The organism is Flavobacterium sp. B167r, from assembly GCF_056824315.1.
In genome coordinates, this window is the sequence record NZ_CP124859.1 from 61,741 (window position 1) to 82,471 (window position 20,731).

The following is a 20,731-nucleotide window of genomic DNA, read 5'->3' on the forward strand; positions in this document are numbered from 1 at the left end:
TTTCTTATATTTGTTAAACAAATGAGAAAAACTATCCAAATAATAGGCTCAGGCTTCTCTTCTTTAGCAGCCGCATGTTACCTTGCACAACAAGGAAATAAAGTTACTGTTTATGAAAAAAACAGTACAATTGGCGGGCGCGCAAGGCAATTTAAAGAAGATGGTTTCACTTTTGACATGGGACCAAGCTGGTATTGGATGCCAGATGTTTTTGAACGCTTTTTTGAAGATTTCAACAAAAAACCTTCCGATTATTACGAACTGATAAAATTAAATCCAGCCTATCGGGTTTATTTTGGCATGGATGATTTTATCAGCATTTATGATAATCTTGAAGAAATAAAATATACTTTCGAAACCATCGAAAAAGGAAGCGGTCAGAAACTGCAAAACTTTATCGATCAAGCCAAAAGCAATTATGATATTGCAATCAAGGATTTGGTTTATCGCCCAGGAGTTTCTCCGCTTGAATTAATTACAAAGGAAACTGCATTAAAACTCAATCAGTTTTTTAAAAATGTAAGCAATGACATTCGTAAAAATTTCAAGAATGAAAGATTAATTCAGATTCTCGAATTTCCAGTTTTATTTCTTGGAGCAAAACCGACTAAAACGCCTTCATTTTACAATTTTATGAATTACGCCGATTTCGGTCTAGGAACTTGGCATCCTAAAACTGGAATGTTTGATGTCATTCGAGGAATCGAAAAAATGGCGTTAGAACTTGGCGTTACCATCAAAACTAACTCACCGATTGATAAAATAATCGTTGAAAACAAAACCGCAACAGGAATTGTTATTAATGGTGAATTCATAAAAGCTGATATTGTTTTAAGCGGTGCCGATTATCATCATTCTGAAACTTTACTAGAGAAACAACACCGAATGTATTCTGAAAAATATTGGAAAAGCAGAGTTTTTGCTCCATCTTCCCTTCTATTTTTTGTGGGTTTCAATAAAAAAATAGAAAACATTTCGCATCATGCCTTATTTTTTGATGTCGATTTTAATCAGCACGCTGCCGATATTTATGATAATCCAAAATGGCCAAATGCTCCGTTATTCTACGCCAATTTCCCATCCAAAACAGATGCGACTGCAGCACCTGACGGAATGGAATCTGGATTTTTCTTAATTCCGCTTGCACCTGGAATCGAAGATAATGAAACCTTACGAGAAGAATATTTCGAAAAGATACTTACTCGTTTTGAAGAACTTACGCAACAAAAGATAAAAAATAGCATTATCTTTAAGAGATCATTCTGCAAAAATGACTTTGTCGCCGATTACAATGCTTACAAAGGAAATGCTTACGGAATGGCTAATACCCTATTGCAAACGGCTTTTTTAAGACCAAAATTAAAAAGCAAAAAAGTCAAGAATCTATATTTTACAGGACAGTTAACCGTTCCTGGCCCAGGTGTTCCGCCTGCTTTAATTTCAGGAAAACTCGCAGCTGAATTAATTCAAAAATCTTTTAGATCTTAAAAAAATGAAATCACTATTCGACGCCGTTTCTTTCAAATGCAGCAAACTGGTAACCAAAAATTACAGTACTTCATTTTCGCTCGCTGTAAAAATGCTTTCACCAAGCATTCGCGATGCCATTTACAGCATTTACGGATTTGTTCGTTTTGCTGACGAAATTGTAGATTCCTTTCACGATTATGAAAAAGAATATCTTATCGAAGATTTCGAAAAGGAATATTACAAAGCAATGCAATTGGGCATCAGCTTAAATCCAATTTTGAATTCGTTCCAGCACACGGTAAAAGAATATAATATCACCGACGATCTCGTTCAGGCTTTTCTAAAAAGCATGAAAATGGATTTGATAAAATCGAATTATCAAACTCAAACTGAATACATCGATTACATTTACGGTTCGGCCGATGTTGTGGGCTTAATGTGTTTGAAAGTTTTTGTTTCTGGAAAAGAACATAAATACGAACAACTGAAAAACGAGGCCATGCGTTTGGGTTCTGCTTTTCAAAAAGTAAATTTCCTGAGAGATTTAAAAGATGATAATTTGATTTTAAATCGAACTTATTTTCCTGGCATTAATCTGAATAATTTTACCGAAGATTCTAAAAATCAAATCATCAAAGAAATTGAAGAAGATTTTAGAATTGCTTATCAAGGAATTGTAAAACTTCCGATCGAGGCTAAATTCGGAGTTTATACTGCTTATGTTTATTATAAAAAACTGCTCAAGAAATTAAAAAACACACCTTATTACGAAATTGGGAACTCCAGAATTCGGGTTTCTAATTACACAAAAGCAGGACTTTTGGCGCAGTCTTTTGTGACGTATAAATTGAAGTTGGTATAAATTAAGCGTACAGTTTTGTCATTTCGACGAAGGAGAAATCACACTAGCAGATCGACAAAGATTGGTTCTTGATAATACGGAGCTTCTTGTGTGATTTCTCCTTCGTCGAAATGACAAGATTGTGATAATTTTAGACTAAACAACAAAACTCTTTTGAGTCAATCTTTTATAATTTAAAGCTAAACTCAAAACCAATAAAACGATAATTTTAAAATCTCAACATTTATAAAATGATTTCTTTTTTAATCTTTTTAGGCGTTTTTCTTCTCATGGAATGTGTAACGTGGCTTACGCACAAATATGTCATGCACGGTTTTATGTGGTATTTTCACGCCGATCATCACCAACCGAAATACGAAAACACCTTTGAGCGCAACGATATTTTCTTCGTCATTTTTGCCACTCCGAGTATTATTTTATTCTATTTTGGCGTTCAAGGCGGATTCAATTATTTGTTTTTTATTGCCTGCGGAATCACGCTTTACGGCGTTTGTTATTTCCTAATTCACGATGTGTTAATCCATCAGCGTTTTAAATGGTTCAAAAACACCAAAAACAAATACCTCATCGGACTCCGTAAAGCCCATAAAATTCACCATAAACACCTCAACAAAGAACAAGGAGAATGTTTCGGAATGTTGTTCGTACCACTCAAATATTATAAAATGTAGCATTATTTGGGCGTTTTCCACCGCGGCGGATCGGGTGTTCCGTTCCCGCTTTTTTATGTCAGGCAAAAAAGCCTGCCACAAAAAGAGCTCCACTTCACCCCCTAACGCTCACGTATTTCAAGAAAGATTTGTGATTATGAAATTATATAAGATAGTTACCGTACAAAATATCAATGCAAGCGTAGAAGATTGCTGGGATTTTTTCTCAAGTCCGAAAAACCTACAGACCATTACGCTCGACAATATGAATTTCCAAATTCAGGATTACGATGGCAAACGAATGTATCACGGACAGATTATTACCTACACTTTAAAACAGCTATTCGGAATTAAAATGTCTTGGGTTACTGAAATTACAGCTTGCAAAGAAAATGAGTATTTTGTAGACATTCAACAATTCGGACCTTACAAACTTTGGCATCACAAACATTTCTTTGAACCAACACCAGACGGAGGAACCAAAATGACCGACATTGTACATTACGCATTACCATTCGGAATTCTAGGAAGAATCATGAACCGTTTGGTCGTAAAAAACAAACTCAAAAGTATTTTCGATTATAGATTTAATAAAATCGAAGAATTATTTAATTTTAAAAAATAAGCCACAGATTTCACAGATTAACACAGATTAAAATCCTTTTTAATCTGTGTTAATCTGTGGCAAAAAAATATAAAATTTAAACACATAGAATCATAAAATTTGGATTGAGAAAAAAAGACGTTTCACTCAAATAAATACACATAGCTATGTCTTAGAAACTAGTTTCTTTCTAAACTCTTCAAAAGAAAAATAAAATCTATGTTTCTATGTGTTTAAAAAATAAAAACAACAAATGACAAAACAAAAAGTTACTTTATTCTGGCTTAGACGCGATTTGCGATTAGAAGACAATACAGGATTATTTCACGCCTTACAATCTGATTTTCCAGCAATTCCACTTTTCATTTTTGACGAAGATATTTTAGAACATCTTCCAAAAAACGATGCCAGAGTAACTTTCATCTATGATTCACTTGAAAAAATAAATTCAGAATTAAGCAAAATCGATTCTTCCATTTTAATCAAAAAAGGAAAAACAAAAGACGTTTGGAAATCATTGATCGAAGAATTTGACATTCAAAACGTTTTCTTCAATAAAGATTATGAGCCATTTGCTATTAAACGTGATATTGCAATTTCATCTTTATTAAAAGAAAATAGCATCGAATCTTTCTCTTTTAAAGACCACGTAATCTTCGAAGAAAAAGAAATTACAAAAGCAGACGGACTTCCTTATACCGTTTACACACCTTATAAAAATAAATGGCTGGAGAAATATCATCTTTCAGGATCAGCTTCAGAATATGATTCGACTCCATTTCAATCTAATTTCTTTAAAAACAAATTTAAATTTCCAGAATTAGCAGAAATCGGTTTTGAAAGAAGCTCCATAAAAGTACAGCCTCATAACTTAACTCAAATTACGAATTATAAAGAAACTAGAGATTTTCCAGCTTTAGACAGCACTTCTTATCTTTCTCCGCATTTGCGTTTTGGAACGGTAAGCATTCGAAAATTAGTAAACTGGGCAAATAGAAAAAATCAGACTTTTTTGAGCGAATTAATATGGAGAGAATTCTTTATTCAGATTCTGTTCAGTTTTCCGAATTGCGTGAATCATAATTTCAAGTCTAATTACGACGGAATTCAATGGCGAAATAACGAAGAAGATTTCAAACGCTGGTGTTCTGGAACAACCGGATATCCAATGGTCGATGCAGGAATGAGACAATTAAACGAAACGGGTTATATGCACAATCGCGTTCGCATGGTTGTGGCAAGTTTTCTTTGCAAACATTTACTAATCAATTGGCAATGGGGCGAAGCGTATTTCGCAGAAAAGCTTCTAGATTTTGAATTGGCTTCAAACGTAGGTAACTGGCAATGGGCAGCTGGAACAGGTTGCGATGCTGCGCCGTATTTCAGGGTTTTCAATCCTGAAATTCAACAAAAGAAATTTGACGAAAAAGGAGCATACATCCGCAAATGGATTCCTGAATTTGATCTTGGCTATAACGAACCAATGGTTGATCACGCTTTTGCTAGAGATCGTGCGATTGCAACTTATAAAGCGGGAATTATTGCTAAATAAATTCCAATTTGACACAATCTTTGTCTTCCTGAGCGAAGTCGAAGGACCGCATGCTGCATCCATTCTGTGTGTCCTCACTTTGCAGTCCTTCGACTTCGCTCAGGAAGACATACTAGATGTGATCTAAAAATTGAAACAAAAAAAATCCAAATTCCAATCAAGTTAAACATTGGAATTTGGATTTTTAAATATTGGAATTTAAAACCTTAATATTTCAAATAATTTTGAACTACAATTTTAGCTTTCAAATCAAACATTAAATTGTACAAACCAAAGAAAGTACGATTCATGTAAATAAAGTGCTTAGAGCCGCGATTTCCGTTCATTTTTTTCAGATTTGTATCTTCTGAGAAACGTTTTCCTAATTCGGCAATTGCATTGAAGAATTTTTCATCGGCAAAATCGAAAGTTTCGTTTTGAAAAGGTTTCGTGAAAAGTGACAATAAATCATGAAACATTTCGGTGAAATATTCAATTTCTGCTGGCGTATCGTCTTGGCGAAGGATTTCTAATTCGAATAATTTCTCATTAAAAAGCTTTTCGTCTGTAATCACATTTTTATTGATCAATTCGAAATAAGGCGTATAAAACTCTTCTGGAATTTGTTTCATACAACCAAAATCCAACGCAATCAATTGATTCTGATCGTCAACCAAAAAGTTTCCAGGATGCGGATCTGCATGAACTTTTCTCAAAACATGAATTTGATACATGTAAAAATCCCAAAGCGCCTGACCTACTTTATCGCCAATTTCTTGATCGGTATTTTTAGCGGTAAATTCAGAAAGATGAATTCCTGACATCCAATCCATTGTAATGATTTTCTCTGATGAAAATTCTGGATAGTAATTTGGGAAATTGATATTTTCTATTTTACTGCAAGCTTCAACCACTTCCTGACTTTGTTTTAATTCCAACAAATAGTTAGTTTCTTCAATCAGTTTGTCTTCGACTTCCTTAAAATATTTATCAGAATCTTTTCCTTGCAGATTAAACATTCGAATCGCAATTGGTTTTACCAAAGCCAAATCTGACGAAATGCTATTGGCAACTCCAGGATATTGAATTTTAACCGCTAGTTTTTTGTCGTTTTTCTTAGCCAAATGCACTTGACCGATACTTGCCGCGTTTACAGAATTCGGATTGAATTCGTCGAAAATCTCATACGGAGTTTTACCAAAATTACTTTTAAAAGTTTTTAAAACCAAAGGAGCAGAAAGTGGTGGAACAGAAAACTGCGACAAAGAAAATTTCTCCACATAAGCTTGAGGCAGGAAGTTCTTGTCCATACTTAGCATTTGAGCTACTTTTAAGGCACTTCCTTTTAAGCTTTTTAGTCCGTCGTAAATATCTTCTGCATTGTTCTCGTTTAATTTATCACGAGTCAAATCTGGGTTAACCATTTTTTCGGCATAATGCTTTACATAGTTTACGCCAATTTTAGCTCCAGTTTGAACCAATTTTCCCGCTCTTTCAATTTTTGAAGTTGGGATATAGTCAATTGTTTTCATTATCTGCTGTGTACTTTTTCTTTAAACAAAAATTTTCCAAAATCAATTAGATGATTCATCGGCGCAACATTCATCAATTCAAATGAAGCATTAACTGATTTTTCGATAAAAATATCGGTTTTCTCAAAAGCAGGAGATTCATCTTCCATCCAGAATTTAATGGTCATCATTAATTGCAACCACGAAGATTCTTGAATGGCTTTTTCCTGAAATTTTTGAAATCTTTCTTGTTCTAATCTGTAATCGTCGGTTAAAATTTCAGCAACATATTCTTTAAAACTATTTCGTAGCGTTGTCAACTGAACCAGGTTTTTCAACGGGTTTCGGTCAATTTTAAGCGATTGCAAAACATAACTTCTGTTGGCTGTTAGGATTTCGAAGAAAGTAAAATAAAAACTCAGCATTTTATTCTTCATATCATAACCTTGATATTCTTCATTTTTGTGAAGAAGATTCACTGCATTTTCAAAAAACAGTCGGAATATTTCTTTTTCTAAACCTTCTAATGTTCCGAAGAAAGCATAAAACTCAGCTTCAGTAAAATCATTTTCTTTGGCAAAATGATAAACCGATTTTGGTTTTTGACCTTTTTCTAGAACTTCTTCCATATATTTTGAAACGATATCATCTTTGGTAATTACCTTTTTTTTAGTCGTCATGTTATTAAAATTTAGAATTTGCCATAAAGGTAAACATTGTTTAAGTACCTTTACTAATCCTTAAACACTATACACTGTTAAATATATTATAAACTATTATGGCTCAAAATGTTCTATTAACTGGCGGAACTGGTTTCATCGGAAAACATTTAACAGATGTGCTAATCGAAGCAGGCTTTTCTGTATCCATTTTGAGTCGTTCTGATAAAGAAAATACTCCAAGAGTTACTTACTATAAATGGAACATAAAGAAAAACTACATTGATAAAAATGCAATTCTGAATGCCGATTATATTATTCATCTCGCAGGCGAAGGAATAGTTGAGAAAAGATGGAGCAAAAGACGTAAAAAAGCCATTATTGAAAGCCGTGTACAACCGGTAGAAATGATTTATTCTATTTTAGAAAAGAACAATAAAAAACTGGAAGCTTTTGTTTCTGCTTCAGGAATTGGAATTTATGGTGCCGTTACAAGCCATAAAATCTTTACTGAAAACGATCCTCCTGCAAATGACTTTTTAGGCACTACTTGCCAAAAATGGGAAAGTGAAGCAGATAAAATAGGTTCTTTAAACATTCGAACAGTCAAAATTAGAACTGGTATTGTTCTAGGGAAAGATGAAGGTTTCTTAAAAAAATTGACTCCAAGTTTTAAATTTGGTTTTGGAGCAATACTTGGCTCAGGCAAACAATATCTGCCTTGGATTCATATTGAAGATTTATGCCAGATTTATCTGAAAAGTATTAAAGACACAAAATTAGAAGGTCCGTACAACGCTTGTGTAACAGACAATACAACGAATGCCAGATTTTCTAAAACCTTTGCCAAATTATTTGATTACACGATTTGGCTTCCTAAATTGCCACCATTTTTTCTAAAAATTCTTTTAGGCGAAATGAGCATTGCAATCTTAACAGGAACTCGTGTTTCTTCACAAAAAATTCAGGAAACAGGTTTTGAGTTTCAATTTACAGATTTAGAAAAAACCCTAATCAATTGCATGAAGTAAATTTTACTTTAATGTCAACATTGCCTCATCACTGCGTACTACACCTGTCAGTTCTGTGTTGGCCGTTTTTCCAATTTTTCCCGCAATCGTATTTGGAATGTTAATATTAAAATCTGATACAGCAATCGGAAAATCTGAAATGACTTGAATTCCTTCTGGAACCCTTTTTATTAAAGCATTTACAATAATTTCCTTTGATTTTCCGCGTAAATAAAGCTTCCCTTTTATTTGGTATTGTTTTTCAACCTCATTGATATCTTTCAAATCAAATTTTTCAATCTTTCCTTTAAAGACAGCTTTAGGATAACGGTTACTCTGCATATAATTTTCATTGAAATGCTCTTGCATGAGATCCAATTTAAAACGAAAATCTTTGATGATAACAGTACAGATAAAAGTACTTGTTTTAGGCTCTAAAAGTATAGCAACTTGTCTATTTACGGCTCTGACTTCTTCAAACAAAGGAACAGACGCTTCAAAGTTTATTGTCCCAGTATTAGTGAAAAATTTGTCTTGGGCAATGACAGATAAAGCGGTAAAAAGTAAAAATAATAAAGTAGTTGTTTTCATAATCGTCTGCATTTAAACAATTATGTCATTCCATTTTTTTGATTAGAAGAAAATAAAAAACCACATTCTAGTCAATCTGAAAAATCGAACGGCAATACCCAGTGAAAAAATTCCGTAATCAATATAATTACACTTAAAGTTACGGAATTTTTACACGCAAAGTTTTGGAACTTATGCTAAATATTTGTGAATGTTTTTTTGCAGTAAAATGAAAATTGTGAAATGTAAAAATGATTGCTCAATCAACCTTTTACCTCTGTGCAAATCTCAATCAAAAAACCATTTAAATCTCTTACGTACGCCACAACTTGCCCCCATGGTTTTTCTACTGGTTCTGAAACGATGACTGCACCGAAAGAAGTTGCTTTCTGTAAAACTTCAGGCACGTTCTCTGTTATAAAACCAATTTCTATAGCAAAAGGTTTATCTTCTAAACTGCTTTCAACAAAACCATCAGGCAGGTTTTTTGAAGCCAAATTTTTCGAAGCAAATGAAAGTGTCGTTTCTCCCGTAATTAATTCGCCGTAATCATTATCTGGCGTGATAAATTTTCTCGAAAAACCGAATGCATTTTCGTAAAACGAAATAGATTCTTCAACATCTTCAACGTATAAAATAGTATATCCGAACTTGACCATATTTTCTAATATTTAATGTTTTAAATAAATATAAGAAAATTTAGCTAATTTCTAAAAGAACATTATACTTTTCTAGACTTGCCAAATCTTCGATTGAATTGATATTAGCCAATTTTTCGTGTTCTTCAACTTCTTTTCGAACTTCGATATGTTTTATTGCTTTTCTAAAACGGCGTACTTCCTGCAAATTTGATAAGATCAATCCTGGAACCTGAACGCTTTTTCCTTCTTTATCTTTTGCAACCATTGTAAAATAAGATGAATTACAATGTTTGATAACTCCTGTCTGAATGTTTTCTGCTTCTACACGAATTCCGACCACCATAGAACTTCTTCCGACGTAATTTACAGAAGCTTTCATGGTTACTAATTCGCCAACTTCAATTGGTTTAAGAAAGTTCACCGTATCTACAGAAGCAGTAACACAATAATTTCCGCTGAATTTTGATGCCGATGCAAAAGCAATCTGATCTAATAATTGTAAAATATATCCTCCGTGAATTTTCCCGCTAAAGTTGGTATGCGAAGGCAACATTAATTCTGATATGCTAACTTTTGATGATGAAACGGGTTTAAAATCTGTACTCATGTTTTTGTTTTTGGTATTTTTTTGATTAGTTGTATTCTATTCAGTCTTTCTTCTTTCTTCTCTTTAATTTAATAACTCATTTTCATCTGAATTCAGAGCTCTTGCAATAATATTTTCTGGAAGCGACTTCTTTGCCTTTGCTCCCATTTTTTTCAATCTTTCAACGCTCGAAATTAAATTTCCTTTTCCGTCGACCAATTTATTCATGGCGCTTTCGTATTCTGTTTTGGTATCTTTTATTTTATTTCCAATTCGAACTAAATCAGACACAAAACCTTCAAATTTGTCATACAATGCTCCAGCTTGTCTCGCAATCTCTAAGGCGTTTTCTTGTTGCTTTTGATTGGTCCACATACTATCAATTGTTCTTAACGTAGCCAAAAGCGTACTTGGCGTTACAATTACAATATTTCGGTCAAATGCTTTTGTATATAAAGAAGGATCTTCGTTTAAAGCAATTGCAAAAGCAGGCTCCATCGGAATAAAAAGCAAAACAAAATCTGGGCTTTCCATTTGATACAAATCATGATAATTTTTACTGCCCAATTGATCGACGTGCCTTTTTATAGAAATAACGTGTTCTTTAAGAAACTCTATTTTCAAAAGTTCCGATTCTTCGTTTACCCATTTTTCATAAGCCGAAAGCGAAACTTTAGAATCGACAATCATTTTTTTACCGTCAGGGAGGTTAATCACAACATCTGGCAAAACTCGATTTCCTTCGCTATTGGTAAAACTCTGCTGCACTTCGTATTCTCTTCCTTTTTCTAATCCCGATTTTTCTAAAACACGTTCTAGAACCAATTCGCCCCAATTCCCTTGCATTTTGCTGTCGCCTTTTAATGCTTTAGTTAGGTTTAAGGTTTCTTTGCTCATTTGCGCGTTCATTTCGCTCAAACCAATAATCTGCTGACGAAGCGCCGCATGATAATCGATACTTTCTTTATGAGTTTGTTCTACTTTCTGTTCAAACACCAGAATTTTATCCTGCAAAGGCGTCAGGATATTTTTCATGTTTACAGTATTTTGTTCGGTGAACTTTGCCGATTTTTCTTCTAAGATTTTATTGGCAAGGTTTTCAAATTCTTTGGTAAATTTTTCCTGAAGCTCGTTGATTTCGCTTTTTTGTTCTTTATGGCGTTCCCATAAATTTTCAAAATCAACTTCTTTTTTAGAAAGCTGAATGGCCAAACTGTCTTTTTCTGTTCGAATATTTTCTTTCTCAACAATATTTAATTGCAATTGTTTCTGCAAATTATTTTTTTCGTTTTCAAACTGCTCTTTCTGCATTTGCAATTGACCGTTTAAGGCATTTAATCTTTCTTCAGAAATAAGTTTTTCTGACTGAAATTTTGACGTAGAAAGCATTTTTCCTACGTATATACCCACGAAAAGCGCAACAACAAAACCTAATAAAAACGGTATATAATCAGACATAACTAAGTTTATTTTACGTAAAAGTACTCAATAATACGTAGTGCTTAGTTTTTAAAATAGAAATTTCACTAATTCAATCTCAATTCAAACTAAACCAACATTTTATTTTAAAAAAAAACCAACCTCAACGCAACCTTTTTTTGAAACCGTAATCTACTAAGATATAAACCTATTGAAATAATTATGAAAAAATTAATACTTGGCTTATTTGTAGCCTTTGGATTCAGCGCCTGTTCTCTCAATGATGGAAATAACTATGTCGATTGTGGAGCTAATACAATTGTAAATTTTACCGGTTTTCCTTTCTCATGTAACTATAGCGAAAAAACGCAGCAAAGTGTTCCAGCGGCAATTGTTGTTGGATCTCAAGAAAAAATGAATCAATATTTCACAAAACATGCTAACAGCTGCCCAGTTTCAAGTGATCCTAATATTGATTTCACAAAAGAATATTTAGTCGGGATTTTTGCAGGAGCTAAAACTTCAAGCGGTTATGAAATTGTAGTTAGCTCTATTGTAGAAAATAACTGTGAAATCGTTGTGAACTATTACGAAAAAACTCCCGCTACAGGTGAGGTAGTAACCCCAGGCACTACTTATCCTTCTGTTTTTGTTTTGATTCCGAAAACATCAAAAGGAATGATTTTCAATAAAACAACAGAGAATGCAGACCATATTGTTGTTGGTAGTTTCAACAACCAATGTCTAAGTTCAGACTGTCAAAAATTCTATCAAATTAATGATTACAACACTTTGAAATTCTTAAATGTTGCTGCAAACCAATATAATTTTGGACAATACAGATATACTCCAACAATTAAAAGAGGCGAATATACTTTATTATTAAAAAGCGTTCCTGCAGAGATTTTAGCTTTAAAAGGACAGACTAAAACATACGGTTCTCCTGACGCTGCAGATCAAGGTGGAATCTATTTCGAATTGCAGCAAGGAGCAAGCTTAACTAAAATTTATATCGATAATAACGATACTGAAGATCAAAGCGCCGATATAAAACTTTTCAAAAAAACGATTCAAGAAAAAATTACAAGCTTAAAATAATTCAATCATGAAACAACTTTTTTTATCTTTTATTATTTGTTTTCTTTTTACATCAATGATTTCTGTAAACGCTTCTAAAGAAGCCGGAGGATCAATCATAAATACTTGGACTTGGGAAAAATCTATTGGCGGTGCCGATAATCCTTATGTGACAACGCCAAAAACAATTGGATTTACCAAGAAAATTATCTTTACTCAAGACGGAAGGGTTATTACGTATAAAAACGATGTTGAGATAAGAAATAGTACTTATCAGATTGAAAAAGGAAATGGATTTTTTGATCATTCACAGCATGATCTAATTACGTTTGAAGGAAAAACTTACGTGATAGAAAAGCTTGACAATCAAAACTTAACAATTGTAAGCAACAGTCAAGACGGTACTCGAACTATATTTAAAAGATAGTTTTGTAAGCTATTTAAAACTATTTTTGCAGAATTAAATTTGAAACATTTCTTGAAAGACGAGTTAGAAAAATATATCAAACTGTGCATGAAAAATGACAGAGAGGGACAACTGAAAATTTATCAGTTGTTCTCTCCTGTTTTATATGGCATATGTTTGAAATATATGAAGAACGAGGATGATGCGAAAGATGTTTTTCAAGAAGCTTTTGTAATTGCGTTTCAGAAAATAAGCCAATATAAATTTGAAGGGAGTTTTGAAGGATGGCTGAAGCGGATTTTTATAAACAAACTCATCGAAACTTTAAATAAAAAGAAAAAAGAGAGTTTCTTTTTAGACGTTTTTGATCCCGACACCGATTTTGTAGAAGAAGAGGAATTAGAAACCATTCCAGTAGAACAGGAAAAACTGCTGGAGTACATTCGGGATTTACCAGATCAATATCGGACGGTTTTTAACTTGTATGTATTTGAAAAAATGAAACACAAAGAAATCGCCGAACTCTTAAAAATCTCCGAAGGGACATCAAAATCAAACTTAAATCGCGCCAAACATATATTACAAAAGCGAATTTTGAGTATAAAAAATTTTAAAACAGCATGAAGAAGCATAAAATAGAAGATATTTTTTCATCAATGGAAGACTTTTCGAGTGTTCCACCTCCTGAACTATGGGGCCAGATTGAAGAAAAATTAGACAAACCTAAAAAGAAGAAGAGAGTTGTTCTTTGGTGGTCGGCTGCTGCATGCTTATTATTAGGGTTGCTTCTGCCTTCAATTTTACATTTTACTGGTTCGTCTGAAAATTCAAATCTTAACAATGGCGGTTTGGAAAACAGCAATAACAGTATTGTTTTGGATAAAAAAACGAATGACAATCCTAACAACGAAAATTTAGATCAAAAGAAAAATATTGGCAAAACGTCTGATTCTTTAAATCAAAATTCAATAACAAAAAACAAATTCAATACTGAATCTGGAACTCAAACTCAAGAGACTTCTGTAGCAGAGACAAATTCTAAAAACAAAACCAATAAAAAAGATTCTAAATATAGCGCGCCAAGTCGAACAAATACTCCAAATCAATCTGTAGCATTTCAGAATTCTAGTTCATCAGAAGATAAATCAACGGTGAAGTCTTCTAGCAAATCTGTTTTAGGGAATTCAACCAGAAAAAATCAACTAAATACTGAGTCGGGAGTTCAAGTTCAAGAGACTTCTGTAGCACAAACCAGTTCTAAAAATAAGACAAATAATAAAGATTCTAAGTACAGCGCGCCAAGTTTAGCTAATACTCCGAATCAATCTGTAGCATTTCAGAATTATGGTTCATCAAAAGATAAATCGATTGTAAAATCTTCTAGTAAATCTATTTTAGGAAATAATTCGAAAGCTTCGAATAAAACAATTTCTGAAGAACGAATCGCATTTGGTAAAGAAAGTAAATTTAATTCGACAGCAAAAAAACAGCTTTCAAATTCTATTTTTGACGAACAGCTGGCAGTTAAAAACAACAAAAATCTAGCTTTTAACACTCAAAGTTCTTCTGCAAACAGCAGCGCGTATAAATCGAATACACCGCTTTCAGGAAAAAACGAAAATATACGCACGGATAAAGCAGTTATCATAAAAGACGAAGTGAAGCTTAACAATAGTTTGAGCAAAATAGATTCTATGCAGTTGGCTGAACTTCAAAATTTAGAAAAAGGAATTTTGTCTCCAGAAAAGGAAAAAGAAGAAAAAGAGAAAAAAGATAATTTCATTGACAAAAAAGAAAGATGGGCGGTTGCCGTTTTTGCTGGTGTTGCAAGTTCTGAAAATACTAAAAATGAAAAAACTCTAGGCAACGTAAACGATTCTAAACAATCAAACTCTTACGGAGTAAAAACAAAATACAGCATTAATAAAAAATGGGCTGTTGGTTCTGGTTTAAAAATTAATGAATTGGGTCAAAGTGTTGCAAACGTATCGTATGTAAGTGCTAAAAGCAATGCTTTTTTTACTCCCGACAGTTATCCTGTTGCTTCTGCTAATAGTGCACCGACTCAGGAATATCTTTTGATTTCAAATAGTACAAAAGAAGCGATGAAAAGTGAAAACGTGGAAACTGGTAAACTAGATCAAAATTTAAGATATGTGGAGATGCCGCTTGAGGTTTCGTATTCTATTTTTAATAAAAATAAAGCCAGTATTAATTTAAATACAGGAGGTTTTGTTGGTAAATTGATTTCCAACAACGTTAATTTGGATGGACATTCTATCGGAGAAAATATAAATGCAAATGATTACGTTTACGGTTCTACTTTGAGCAGTACGGTTCAATATCGTGTGTACAAAAAAACCAATGTTTTTGTTGAACCGGCGATGAATTATTATATCAATCCATTAAACAGCCAGTCTTTCAATCAGTTCCAATGGGGATTAAATTTTGGTCTGAATGTTTCTTTTTAAAGTGAATTTGCAGTAATTTCAGAAAAACTTTAGAGTTGATTTTTATGGATTTTATTACTGCTTCAGCTGATTTATTATTAAGCAAAGAAATTGTTTTTGACAAAGCCGAGTTACAGCCAGCTTTTTTACAAAAAGAGCCTGAAAGCAAAGAATATAGCGCTTATCGTTTTGTATTAAACAATAAAAATATTTGTTACAGAGAAGCGAAAATTACACCTACCAAAACAGGACAGTTTGTTACTTTATGGAAACGAAATCAAACTGGGATTATTGAACCTTTCGATTATTCTGATACTATTGATTTTGTAATTGTAACCGTTCGAAAAGATCAAAATTGGGGACAATTTATTTTTCCGAAGAAAATATTATTAGAAAAAGGCATTTTTTCTACCCAAAATAAAGAAGGAATTAGAGCGACGAGAGTCTATCCGCCTTGGGATGAAACCACGAGCAAGCAAGCGCAGAAAACTCAGAAATGGCAATTAGATTATTTCTTTCTTTTTACCTATCAGGATAAAATTGATTTAGAGGAATTCAAAAAAATATTTGCATAAAAAAGGCAGTCTTAAAATGACTGCCTTTTGTGTTTTTATGAAAAGTCTATTATTTCTTAATGACTTTATCTTTGAAAATGACTTTATTATTTTCTGTAACCGTATAGAAATAAACTCCAGAAACTAGATTCCCAACAGCCACGACTGCAGTGCTAACTTCAGATTCATTTTTAACGTTAATTGGATTTCCAATTGCACGACCATTAAAATCGTATAATCTAATTTTCAAATCTCTTCCTTGTGTTGTTTTGATATCGAAATTTAAAACATCTGTTGCAGGATTTGGATATGCTTTTACGAAATATTGCTTCTTTCCAAAATCAGGTGTTGAAAGCATGTCTTTTTTTAATTCGAAACGAGCAATAACTGGTCCGTGATCTGAAGTTGTTGTTGTATAATTTGCAATATCATTTCTTGGGTCATAAACCGCAATCGAGTTAGCGATATAATCATCATTCAATTCGCTTGAAATTAAAATATGATCTAAAAATCCTTGTGAACTTAAGAAACTATAAGCTCCAGCGGTACTGATATCGAATGTTAAAGCATTATAATTAGTGGTGTCATCTACAAATTTCTTATAAGACGAAACTGTGTTTGTATTTCCAACCCAAGCTTTTACATCATCATTAAAATCTCCCAAAAGAATTAAATTTGAATCTGGATAATCTGCATCTAATGCATCTTTTAGATAATCAATATCATACTTGCGCTGATTGTATTTTGAAATATCAGTTCCGCTGTTTGCACGTGCATGAAGATCAATCAAGTTAATTTCTTTTGTAACTCCGCCAACATTAGCTTCAACCTGAACCAAATAAGGAAGACGTCCTGATGAGAAAAAACTATCATCATTTTTTTGTGGAGTATCTGTTCCTGGATAGCCTGGTAAAACTAACGTGTTAGCGCGAACTTGATCGTATAAATCTTTAAATAATACTTTAGTGCTTTTTACAGTAGTAGTTTGCGTATTATAAATTACAACCAATTTTTGAGGTGGAAAAAATGGATCTAAAGGCTGAAATGAGTAAGACCAAGAAGTTGAAATTGTCTTATCGAATGTTTTTCCGTTAACGCTAATTTTTTGAATTAAAACGTCTAGTGCCGGCTCATCAGAAACTTCTTGAACTACATAAACGTCTGCGTTTAATTTGTTCATTACTTTTGCCACGTTTTCTATTTGCAATGCGTCATTCGTTGGTCCAAATTCTTTACCCGTTGCGTCTCTAGCATCGGTTCCAAAAAACTCTAAATTATAACTTACTACATCATAAGTATCTTCTTTTAATATTGAAGATCCCGTAAATGATCCAATTTGCTTGCTTAGAGATGTTCCTGTAATGTTTAAAACACCAGAAATAGTTGGCTCTTTTGTAGTTGGAGCAAATCTCGCATAAACAGTTTTTCCTGTTAATGCATCTGCCGAAGGAACAACAATACTTGATGCAAATGAAATATTATCTAATGATAATTCATAAGAAACTGGAGCTTCAATAGTAATATCGCCATAACCTGCCGCATTGAAAACAAAAGACTGACTAGCAGAAACCGAATTTGGACTTACATCTGCAAAATCCAAACGTGGATTAGCATCCACATATTTTGATTCATCGATAATAGCAAAGTCATCAAAAGACCATTCTGCAGCGTTATCTAGTCCGCCAGAAGTAGTTTCGTAAACCCAAGCCAAATAAGTGTGATCTGTTTTATAAGCTGCTAAATTTATAAACTCAGATTTTGCATAACTTCCTGTAGTTTCAGGAAATTTACCGTTTAACGGTGTCCAAGTTGCCGTATTTGGGTTGCTAACTCCGTCATAATTTGTAGAAACCACTAATTTTAAAGATGGCCCATCATAAAATTGACGAGAATAAAACGATAATAATGGAATTTGAGTAAAACCATCTAAGCGTAATCTCGGAGAAATTAGCCAATCTTTACTAGCTCCAGCATCTGAATATCCATTCACTAAAACCGCTCCAGTTCCAGAATTGACATTTCGTGATTGCGTAGTGTGAATCCATTGGTTTAGAGGTCCTGCCTCATTATATTGTGACCATTTGCTGTTTGTAAAAACATCTGGATCGTCAAAATTTTGTACAAAAGGATTTACTCCAAGCGCTGTTAAATTCACTATTTTAGCTACACCTCCAGTTGTTTCATGAGATATTGTACCTGTAAAACTTCCAACTGAAGTTGGTATGATTTTTACATAAAGCGTTTGCGTTGCATTAGCATCAAAATCAGTTGAAACAAATGATAAAGATGAAGTGAATGTCGAATTATCTTTTGAAATAGTAAAACCTCCTGTTGCGGTAACCACTACATTCGCAGTAAGATCTGAAGCTCCTATTTGGTAGCTTTTTGTTAAAGCATCAAAATTTGGTTCAGTCCCTCCCAAATTCAAAGCAGCAACAGATGGAGATATAGCAGGAGGCATCACACTTAGTGTTGTCACGTCTACTTTATTAACCGATGCCTGAATATTCCCAACAACATCTTCTGAGATTGAAAAAACTGAATATGCTGTGTTCAAAGTTAATCCTGTAAAACTTTTTATATATTCTAAATCAGGGTTTGTAACGTCAAAAACTCCTGATTGCAAGGCCGCAGTTCCATTTGAATCTTGTCCTACTTTTATTTGTGCTACCGTTGGTTCTGCACTACCTGCTGGAAGTAAAACATAATATGTTTTTGCAACTTCATCTATTTTATTAATAAAATCGAAACTTAATCCTGAAACATTCGCTGTTTTTGGATACCCCAAGACATTAATTGGCGCAAAAACATCTTGTCTAACATCTATAGCATCAATTGCAAAAGAAGGTCTAGATCCTCCACCTGTATCTTGCCTAGAAACCCATCTAATTTGAACAATAGGCTGATTATTACATTCAACTGGTAAATTAACTTTGATAGTTTTCAAATTTTGAGGGCTATCTTCTGCCAAAATTCGAGAAACTGTATTATTTTCATATAAACTGAGAGGCAATGACGTAAACTCGCCAGATGTGCCAATTCTATATTGTAAAACCATTTCATTTATACGATCAGAATAATTTCCGCTTATAGTCGTCCCATAAGGATTACGAATTGTCATAGCATCGTATTTAACTTGTATAGAAGATTGTCCTGTAGCATCAAATGCAAAAACAATCGCTAAATCTGCACTACCACTATTTAAAAAACCAATCTTTTCATTGTAATTATAAATATTGGCTGTAGCTGTAGCTGCTGTAGCTGTAGTTCCTGCTGCTGGATTAAAGATCAAATTTCTATTGGTAAGAGTTGCACTTGTTTTAAAAGCTGAACTTGGATTACCAGATAAGCTACCCCCTTGAAAACCTTCTGGATATACAGTTGGGCTAGCAATTGCTGCTAAGCTCCCAAAATTTTGTGTATACGGCAATGTTGGCAATGTCTGGGCAAAAAGATCTCCAGAAAAGCAAGCGAAAAAACATAATAGAGCCAAAAAATGGCGCGAAAAGTAATTGTTTTTCATACGTTAAAGAATAGAGTTTTTAGAGTTCAAATTTATTGTCTTTAAAGTTAAGAGAATATTACAAAACCATAAACTTAATGTTTACATATTTTATTAATATAATTCAATAATACACAACATAAAATTAAAGATAATAAAATAAAATCAACACAAAACACACAACAGAAAACATTATTCAAAACATAAAATTTTAAAATCCCTTGTGTTTCCTACAAATACAGCGTGTTTTTTAAACAAAAAAAACAGCAAACTTTCGTTTACTGCTTTTTTCATTTGTCGTGTTATTTACTCTAAAAAATAATTAGACTGCTGTATAACCGCCGTCGGCTATAATATAACTTCCTGTGGTGAAAGAAGATTTTTCAGAACTTAAAAATATTACCAATTCGGCAATTTCTTCCGCTGTTCCTAAACGATTCATTGGAGATTTTGCAGCAACGGCCTGCATCATTTCTTTATTTAAATTATCTTTTAAAAGTGCTGTTTCAATATAACCCGGTCCAACCGCATTGCATCGAATATTTTTCTGCGCATATTCTACTGCAATATTTTTTGTCAAACCAACAACAGCATGCTTAGAAGCCGTATAAGCTGGGCTTAGCGGAGCCGCAACTTGTCCGTGGATTGAAGCAATATTTACGATGCTTCCTCCTCCGTTTTTCTCCATTTGCTCCAATTGATAACGGCAAGCATAAAAAACGCCATTTAAGTTTAATCCTATTACTTTATCCCAAGCCTCAGGTTCATATTCTCCTGTTGGTTTGGCAGGCCCGCCCATTCCCGCATTGTTACAGGCAATATCCAAACGGCCGTATTTTGAAACCGTAACCTCAACCATATGTTTATTGTCACTGGCACTAGACGAGTCTCCTTTTATAAAAAAAGCTTCTCCGCCCTTTTCCTTTATAATATTTACGGTTTCTTCACCGTGGTCTACATTTATATCAGATACTACTACTTTTGCTCCTTCTCGAGCGTAAGCTTCTGCAACTGCACGCCCGATTCCTGAACCGCCGCCAGATACAAAAGCTACTTTATTTTCTAAAAGTGCCATATTTTTTAGGTATTAAATTTGTTCTCTAAATTTACAAAGAACTCAACCGATATTGAAGCTTTCAAATGAGTTTACAAAAACATTAACGCTTACCGCTAATGTTATGTTATTTGACATTAAATTGATTCCGTTTTACAAAAAAAATCGTATTGTC

At 33.4% G+C, this 20,731-nt stretch carries 19 protein-coding genes; 11 read left to right on the forward strand and 8 right to left on the reverse strand.

Annotated elements, in window-relative coordinates:
- Positions 1-21: 21 nt before the first annotated feature.
- The 5 genes from QLQ96_RS00320 to QLQ96_RS00340 all read left to right on the forward strand — a co-directional run bounded on the left by QLQ96_RS00320 (position 22) and on the right by QLQ96_RS00340 (position 5,138).
- Positions 22-1,488, forward strand: coding sequence for a phytoene desaturase family protein (locus QLQ96_RS00320; protein WP_482493715.1), 1,467 nt, complete (start codon positions 22-24; stop codon positions 1,486-1,488).
- Positions 1,489-1,492: 4 nt separating this feature from the next.
- Positions 1,493-2,332, forward strand: coding sequence for a phytoene/squalene synthase family protein (locus QLQ96_RS00325; RefSeq protein WP_482493717.1), 840 nt, complete (start codon positions 1,493-1,495; stop codon positions 2,330-2,332).
- 230 nt (positions 2,333-2,562) lie between these two features.
- Positions 2,563-3,003, forward strand: a complete 441-nt coding sequence (locus tag QLQ96_RS00330) for a sterol desaturase family protein (RefSeq protein ID WP_482493719.1) — start codon at positions 2,563-2,565, stop codon at positions 3,001-3,003.
- A gap of 136 nt (positions 3,004-3,139) precedes the next feature.
- On the forward strand, positions 3,140-3,607 hold the full coding sequence (locus tag QLQ96_RS00335) for an SRPBCC family protein (RefSeq protein WP_482493721.1): 468 nt from the start codon (positions 3,140-3,142) through the stop codon (positions 3,605-3,607).
- A 232-nt stretch (positions 3,608-3,839) separates the two neighbouring features.
- Positions 3,840-5,138, forward strand: a complete 1,299-nt coding sequence (locus QLQ96_RS00340; RefSeq protein WP_482493723.1) for a cryptochrome/photolyase family protein — start codon at positions 3,840-3,842, stop codon at positions 5,136-5,138.
- A 206-nt stretch (positions 5,139-5,344) separates the two neighbouring features.
- On the opposite strand, the gene QLQ96_RS00345 is transcribed toward QLQ96_RS00340, so the two are convergent.
- Positions 5,345-6,649 (reverse strand): ABC1 kinase family protein, encoded by a 1,305-nt coding sequence (locus QLQ96_RS00345; protein WP_482493725.1) that lies wholly within the window; start codon positions 6,647-6,649, stop codon positions 5,345-5,347.
- Positions 6,649-7,308, reverse strand: a complete 660-nt coding sequence (locus QLQ96_RS00350) for a TetR family transcriptional regulator C-terminal domain-containing protein (RefSeq protein WP_482493727.1) — start codon at positions 7,306-7,308, stop codon at positions 6,649-6,651. Before QLQ96_RS00350 ends, QLQ96_RS00345 begins: the two co-directional genes overlap by 1 nt.
- A 98-nt stretch (positions 7,309-7,406) precedes the next feature.
- Here QLQ96_RS00350 and QLQ96_RS00355 point away from each other — a divergent pair, with 98 nt between their 5' ends.
- Complete coding sequence (locus QLQ96_RS00355; RefSeq protein ID WP_482493729.1) at positions 7,407-8,318, forward strand: TIGR01777 family oxidoreductase; 912 nt, start codon at positions 7,407-7,409, stop codon at positions 8,316-8,318.
- Between the two features lie 3 nt (positions 8,319-8,321).
- Here QLQ96_RS00355 and QLQ96_RS00360 read toward each other — a convergent pair whose 3' ends face one another.
- The 4 genes from QLQ96_RS00360 to QLQ96_RS00375 form a co-directional block, all read right to left on the reverse strand.
- Positions 8,322-8,888, reverse strand: a complete 567-nt coding sequence (locus tag QLQ96_RS00360; protein WP_482493731.1) for a YceI family protein — start codon at positions 8,886-8,888, stop codon at positions 8,322-8,324.
- 242 nt (positions 8,889-9,130) lie between these two features.
- Positions 9,131-9,526, reverse strand: coding sequence for a VOC family protein (locus tag QLQ96_RS00365; RefSeq protein WP_482493733.1), 396 nt, complete (start codon positions 9,524-9,526; stop codon positions 9,131-9,133).
- A gap of 40 nt (positions 9,527-9,566) precedes the next feature.
- Complete coding sequence (locus QLQ96_RS00370) at positions 9,567-10,115, reverse strand: acyl-CoA thioesterase (protein WP_095929541.1); 549 nt, start codon at positions 10,113-10,115, stop codon at positions 9,567-9,569.
- A gap of 63 nt (positions 10,116-10,178) precedes the next feature.
- Positions 10,179-11,552, reverse strand: a complete 1,374-nt coding sequence (locus tag QLQ96_RS00375) for a DNA recombination protein RmuC (RefSeq protein ID WP_482493734.1) — start codon at positions 11,550-11,552, stop codon at positions 10,179-10,181.
- Between the two features lie 183 nt (positions 11,553-11,735).
- Here QLQ96_RS00375 and QLQ96_RS00380 point away from each other — a divergent pair, with 183 nt between their 5' ends.
- The 5 genes from QLQ96_RS00380 to QLQ96_RS00400 all read left to right on the forward strand — a co-directional run bounded on the left by QLQ96_RS00380 (position 11,736) and on the right by QLQ96_RS00400 (position 16,021).
- Positions 11,736-12,611, forward strand: coding sequence for a protease complex subunit PrcB family protein (locus QLQ96_RS00380; protein WP_482493736.1), 876 nt, complete (start codon positions 11,736-11,738; stop codon positions 12,609-12,611).
- Positions 12,612-12,618: 7 nt separating this feature from the next.
- Entirely contained in the window at positions 12,619-13,017 is a 399-nt protein-coding gene (locus QLQ96_RS00385) for a hypothetical protein (protein WP_482493737.1), read from the forward strand.
- Positions 13,018-13,104: 87 nt separating this feature from the next.
- Positions 13,105-13,620 (forward strand): RNA polymerase sigma factor, encoded by a 516-nt coding sequence (locus QLQ96_RS00390; protein ID WP_482493739.1) that lies wholly within the window; start codon positions 13,105-13,107, stop codon positions 13,618-13,620.
- A complete protein-coding gene (locus QLQ96_RS00395) occupies positions 13,617-15,467 on the forward strand; it encodes a hypothetical protein (RefSeq protein WP_482493743.1) in 1,851 nt (616 codons plus the stop codon). The genes QLQ96_RS00390 and QLQ96_RS00395 overlap by 4 nt, the downstream gene beginning before the upstream one ends.
- Before the next feature lie 44 nt (positions 15,468-15,511).
- Positions 15,512-16,021 (forward strand): MepB family protein, encoded by a 510-nt coding sequence (locus QLQ96_RS00400; protein ID WP_482493745.1) that lies wholly within the window; start codon positions 15,512-15,514, stop codon positions 16,019-16,021.
- A gap of 49 nt (positions 16,022-16,070) precedes the next feature.
- Here the strand turns inward: QLQ96_RS00400 and QLQ96_RS00405 are convergent, their stop codons facing one another.
- Together QLQ96_RS00405 and QLQ96_RS00410 are read right to left on the reverse strand one after the other, a co-directional pair.
- The gene (locus QLQ96_RS00405; RefSeq protein ID WP_482493747.1) at positions 16,071-19,523 is read right to left on the reverse strand and encodes a choice-of-anchor J domain-containing protein; all 3,453 of its coding nucleotides are present in this window, start codon (positions 19,521-19,523) and stop codon (positions 16,071-16,073) included.
- A 301-nt stretch (positions 19,524-19,824) separates the two neighbouring features.
- On the reverse strand, positions 19,825-20,577 hold the full coding sequence (locus QLQ96_RS00410) for an SDR family NAD(P)-dependent oxidoreductase (protein ID WP_482493749.1): 753 nt from the start codon (positions 20,575-20,577) through the stop codon (positions 19,825-19,827).
- Positions 20,578-20,731 lie beyond the last annotated feature (154 nt).

What these genes read in the sequence shown, in the direction of transcription:
- QLQ96_RS00320 (WP_482493715.1), top strand. Translation starts at nt 22, where the DNA reads ATGAGAAAAACTATCCAAATAATAGGCTCAGGCTTCTCTTCTTTAGCA.
- QLQ96_RS00325 (WP_482493717.1), top strand. Translation starts at nt 1,493, where the DNA reads ATGAAATCACTATTCGACGCCGTTTCTTTCAAATGCAGCAAACTGGTA.
- QLQ96_RS00330 (WP_482493719.1), top strand. Translation starts at nt 2,563, where the DNA reads ATGATTTCTTTTTTAATCTTTTTAGGCGTTTTTCTTCTCATGGAATGT.
- QLQ96_RS00335 (WP_482493721.1), top strand. Translation starts at nt 3,140, where the DNA reads ATGAAATTATATAAGATAGTTACCGTACAAAATATCAATGCAAGCGTA.
- QLQ96_RS00340 (WP_482493723.1), top strand. Translation starts at nt 3,840, where the DNA reads ATGACAAAACAAAAAGTTACTTTATTCTGGCTTAGACGCGATTTGCGA.
- QLQ96_RS00345 (WP_482493725.1), bottom strand. Translation starts at nt 6,649, where the DNA reads ATGAAAACAATTGACTATATCCCAACTTCAAAAATTGAAAGAGCGGGA.
- QLQ96_RS00350 (WP_482493727.1), bottom strand. Translation starts at nt 7,308, where the DNA reads ATGACGACTAAAAAAAAGGTAATTACCAAAGATGATATCGTTTCAAAA.
- QLQ96_RS00355 (WP_482493729.1), top strand. Translation starts at nt 7,407, where the DNA reads ATGGCTCAAAATGTTCTATTAACTGGCGGAACTGGTTTCATCGGAAAA.
- QLQ96_RS00360 (WP_482493731.1), bottom strand. Translation starts at nt 8,888, where the DNA reads ATGAAAACAACTACTTTATTATTTTTACTTTTTACCGCTTTATCTGTC.
- QLQ96_RS00365 (WP_482493733.1), bottom strand. Translation starts at nt 9,526, where the DNA reads ATGGTCAAGTTCGGATATACTATTTTATACGTTGAAGATGTTGAAGAA.
- QLQ96_RS00370 (WP_095929541.1), bottom strand. Translation starts at nt 10,115, where the DNA reads ATGAGTACAGATTTTAAACCCGTTTCATCATCAAAAGTTAGCATATCA.
- QLQ96_RS00375 (WP_482493734.1), bottom strand. Translation starts at nt 11,552, where the DNA reads ATGTCTGATTATATACCGTTTTTATTAGGTTTTGTTGTTGCGCTTTTC.
- QLQ96_RS00380 (WP_482493736.1), top strand. Translation starts at nt 11,736, where the DNA reads ATGAAAAAATTAATACTTGGCTTATTTGTAGCCTTTGGATTCAGCGCC.
- QLQ96_RS00385 (WP_482493737.1), top strand. Translation starts at nt 12,619, where the DNA reads ATGAAACAACTTTTTTTATCTTTTATTATTTGTTTTCTTTTTACATCA.
- QLQ96_RS00390 (WP_482493739.1), top strand. Translation starts at nt 13,105, where the DNA reads ATGAAAAATGACAGAGAGGGACAACTGAAAATTTATCAGTTGTTCTCT.
- QLQ96_RS00395 (WP_482493743.1), top strand. Translation starts at nt 13,617, where the DNA reads ATGAAGAAGCATAAAATAGAAGATATTTTTTCATCAATGGAAGACTTT.
- QLQ96_RS00400 (WP_482493745.1), top strand. Translation starts at nt 15,512, where the DNA reads ATGGATTTTATTACTGCTTCAGCTGATTTATTATTAAGCAAAGAAATT.
- QLQ96_RS00405 (WP_482493747.1), bottom strand. Translation starts at nt 19,523, where the DNA reads ATGAAAAACAATTACTTTTCGCGCCATTTTTTGGCTCTATTATGTTTT.
- QLQ96_RS00410 (WP_482493749.1), bottom strand. Translation starts at nt 20,577, where the DNA reads ATGGCACTTTTAGAAAATAAAGTAGCTTTTGTATCTGGCGGCGGTTCA.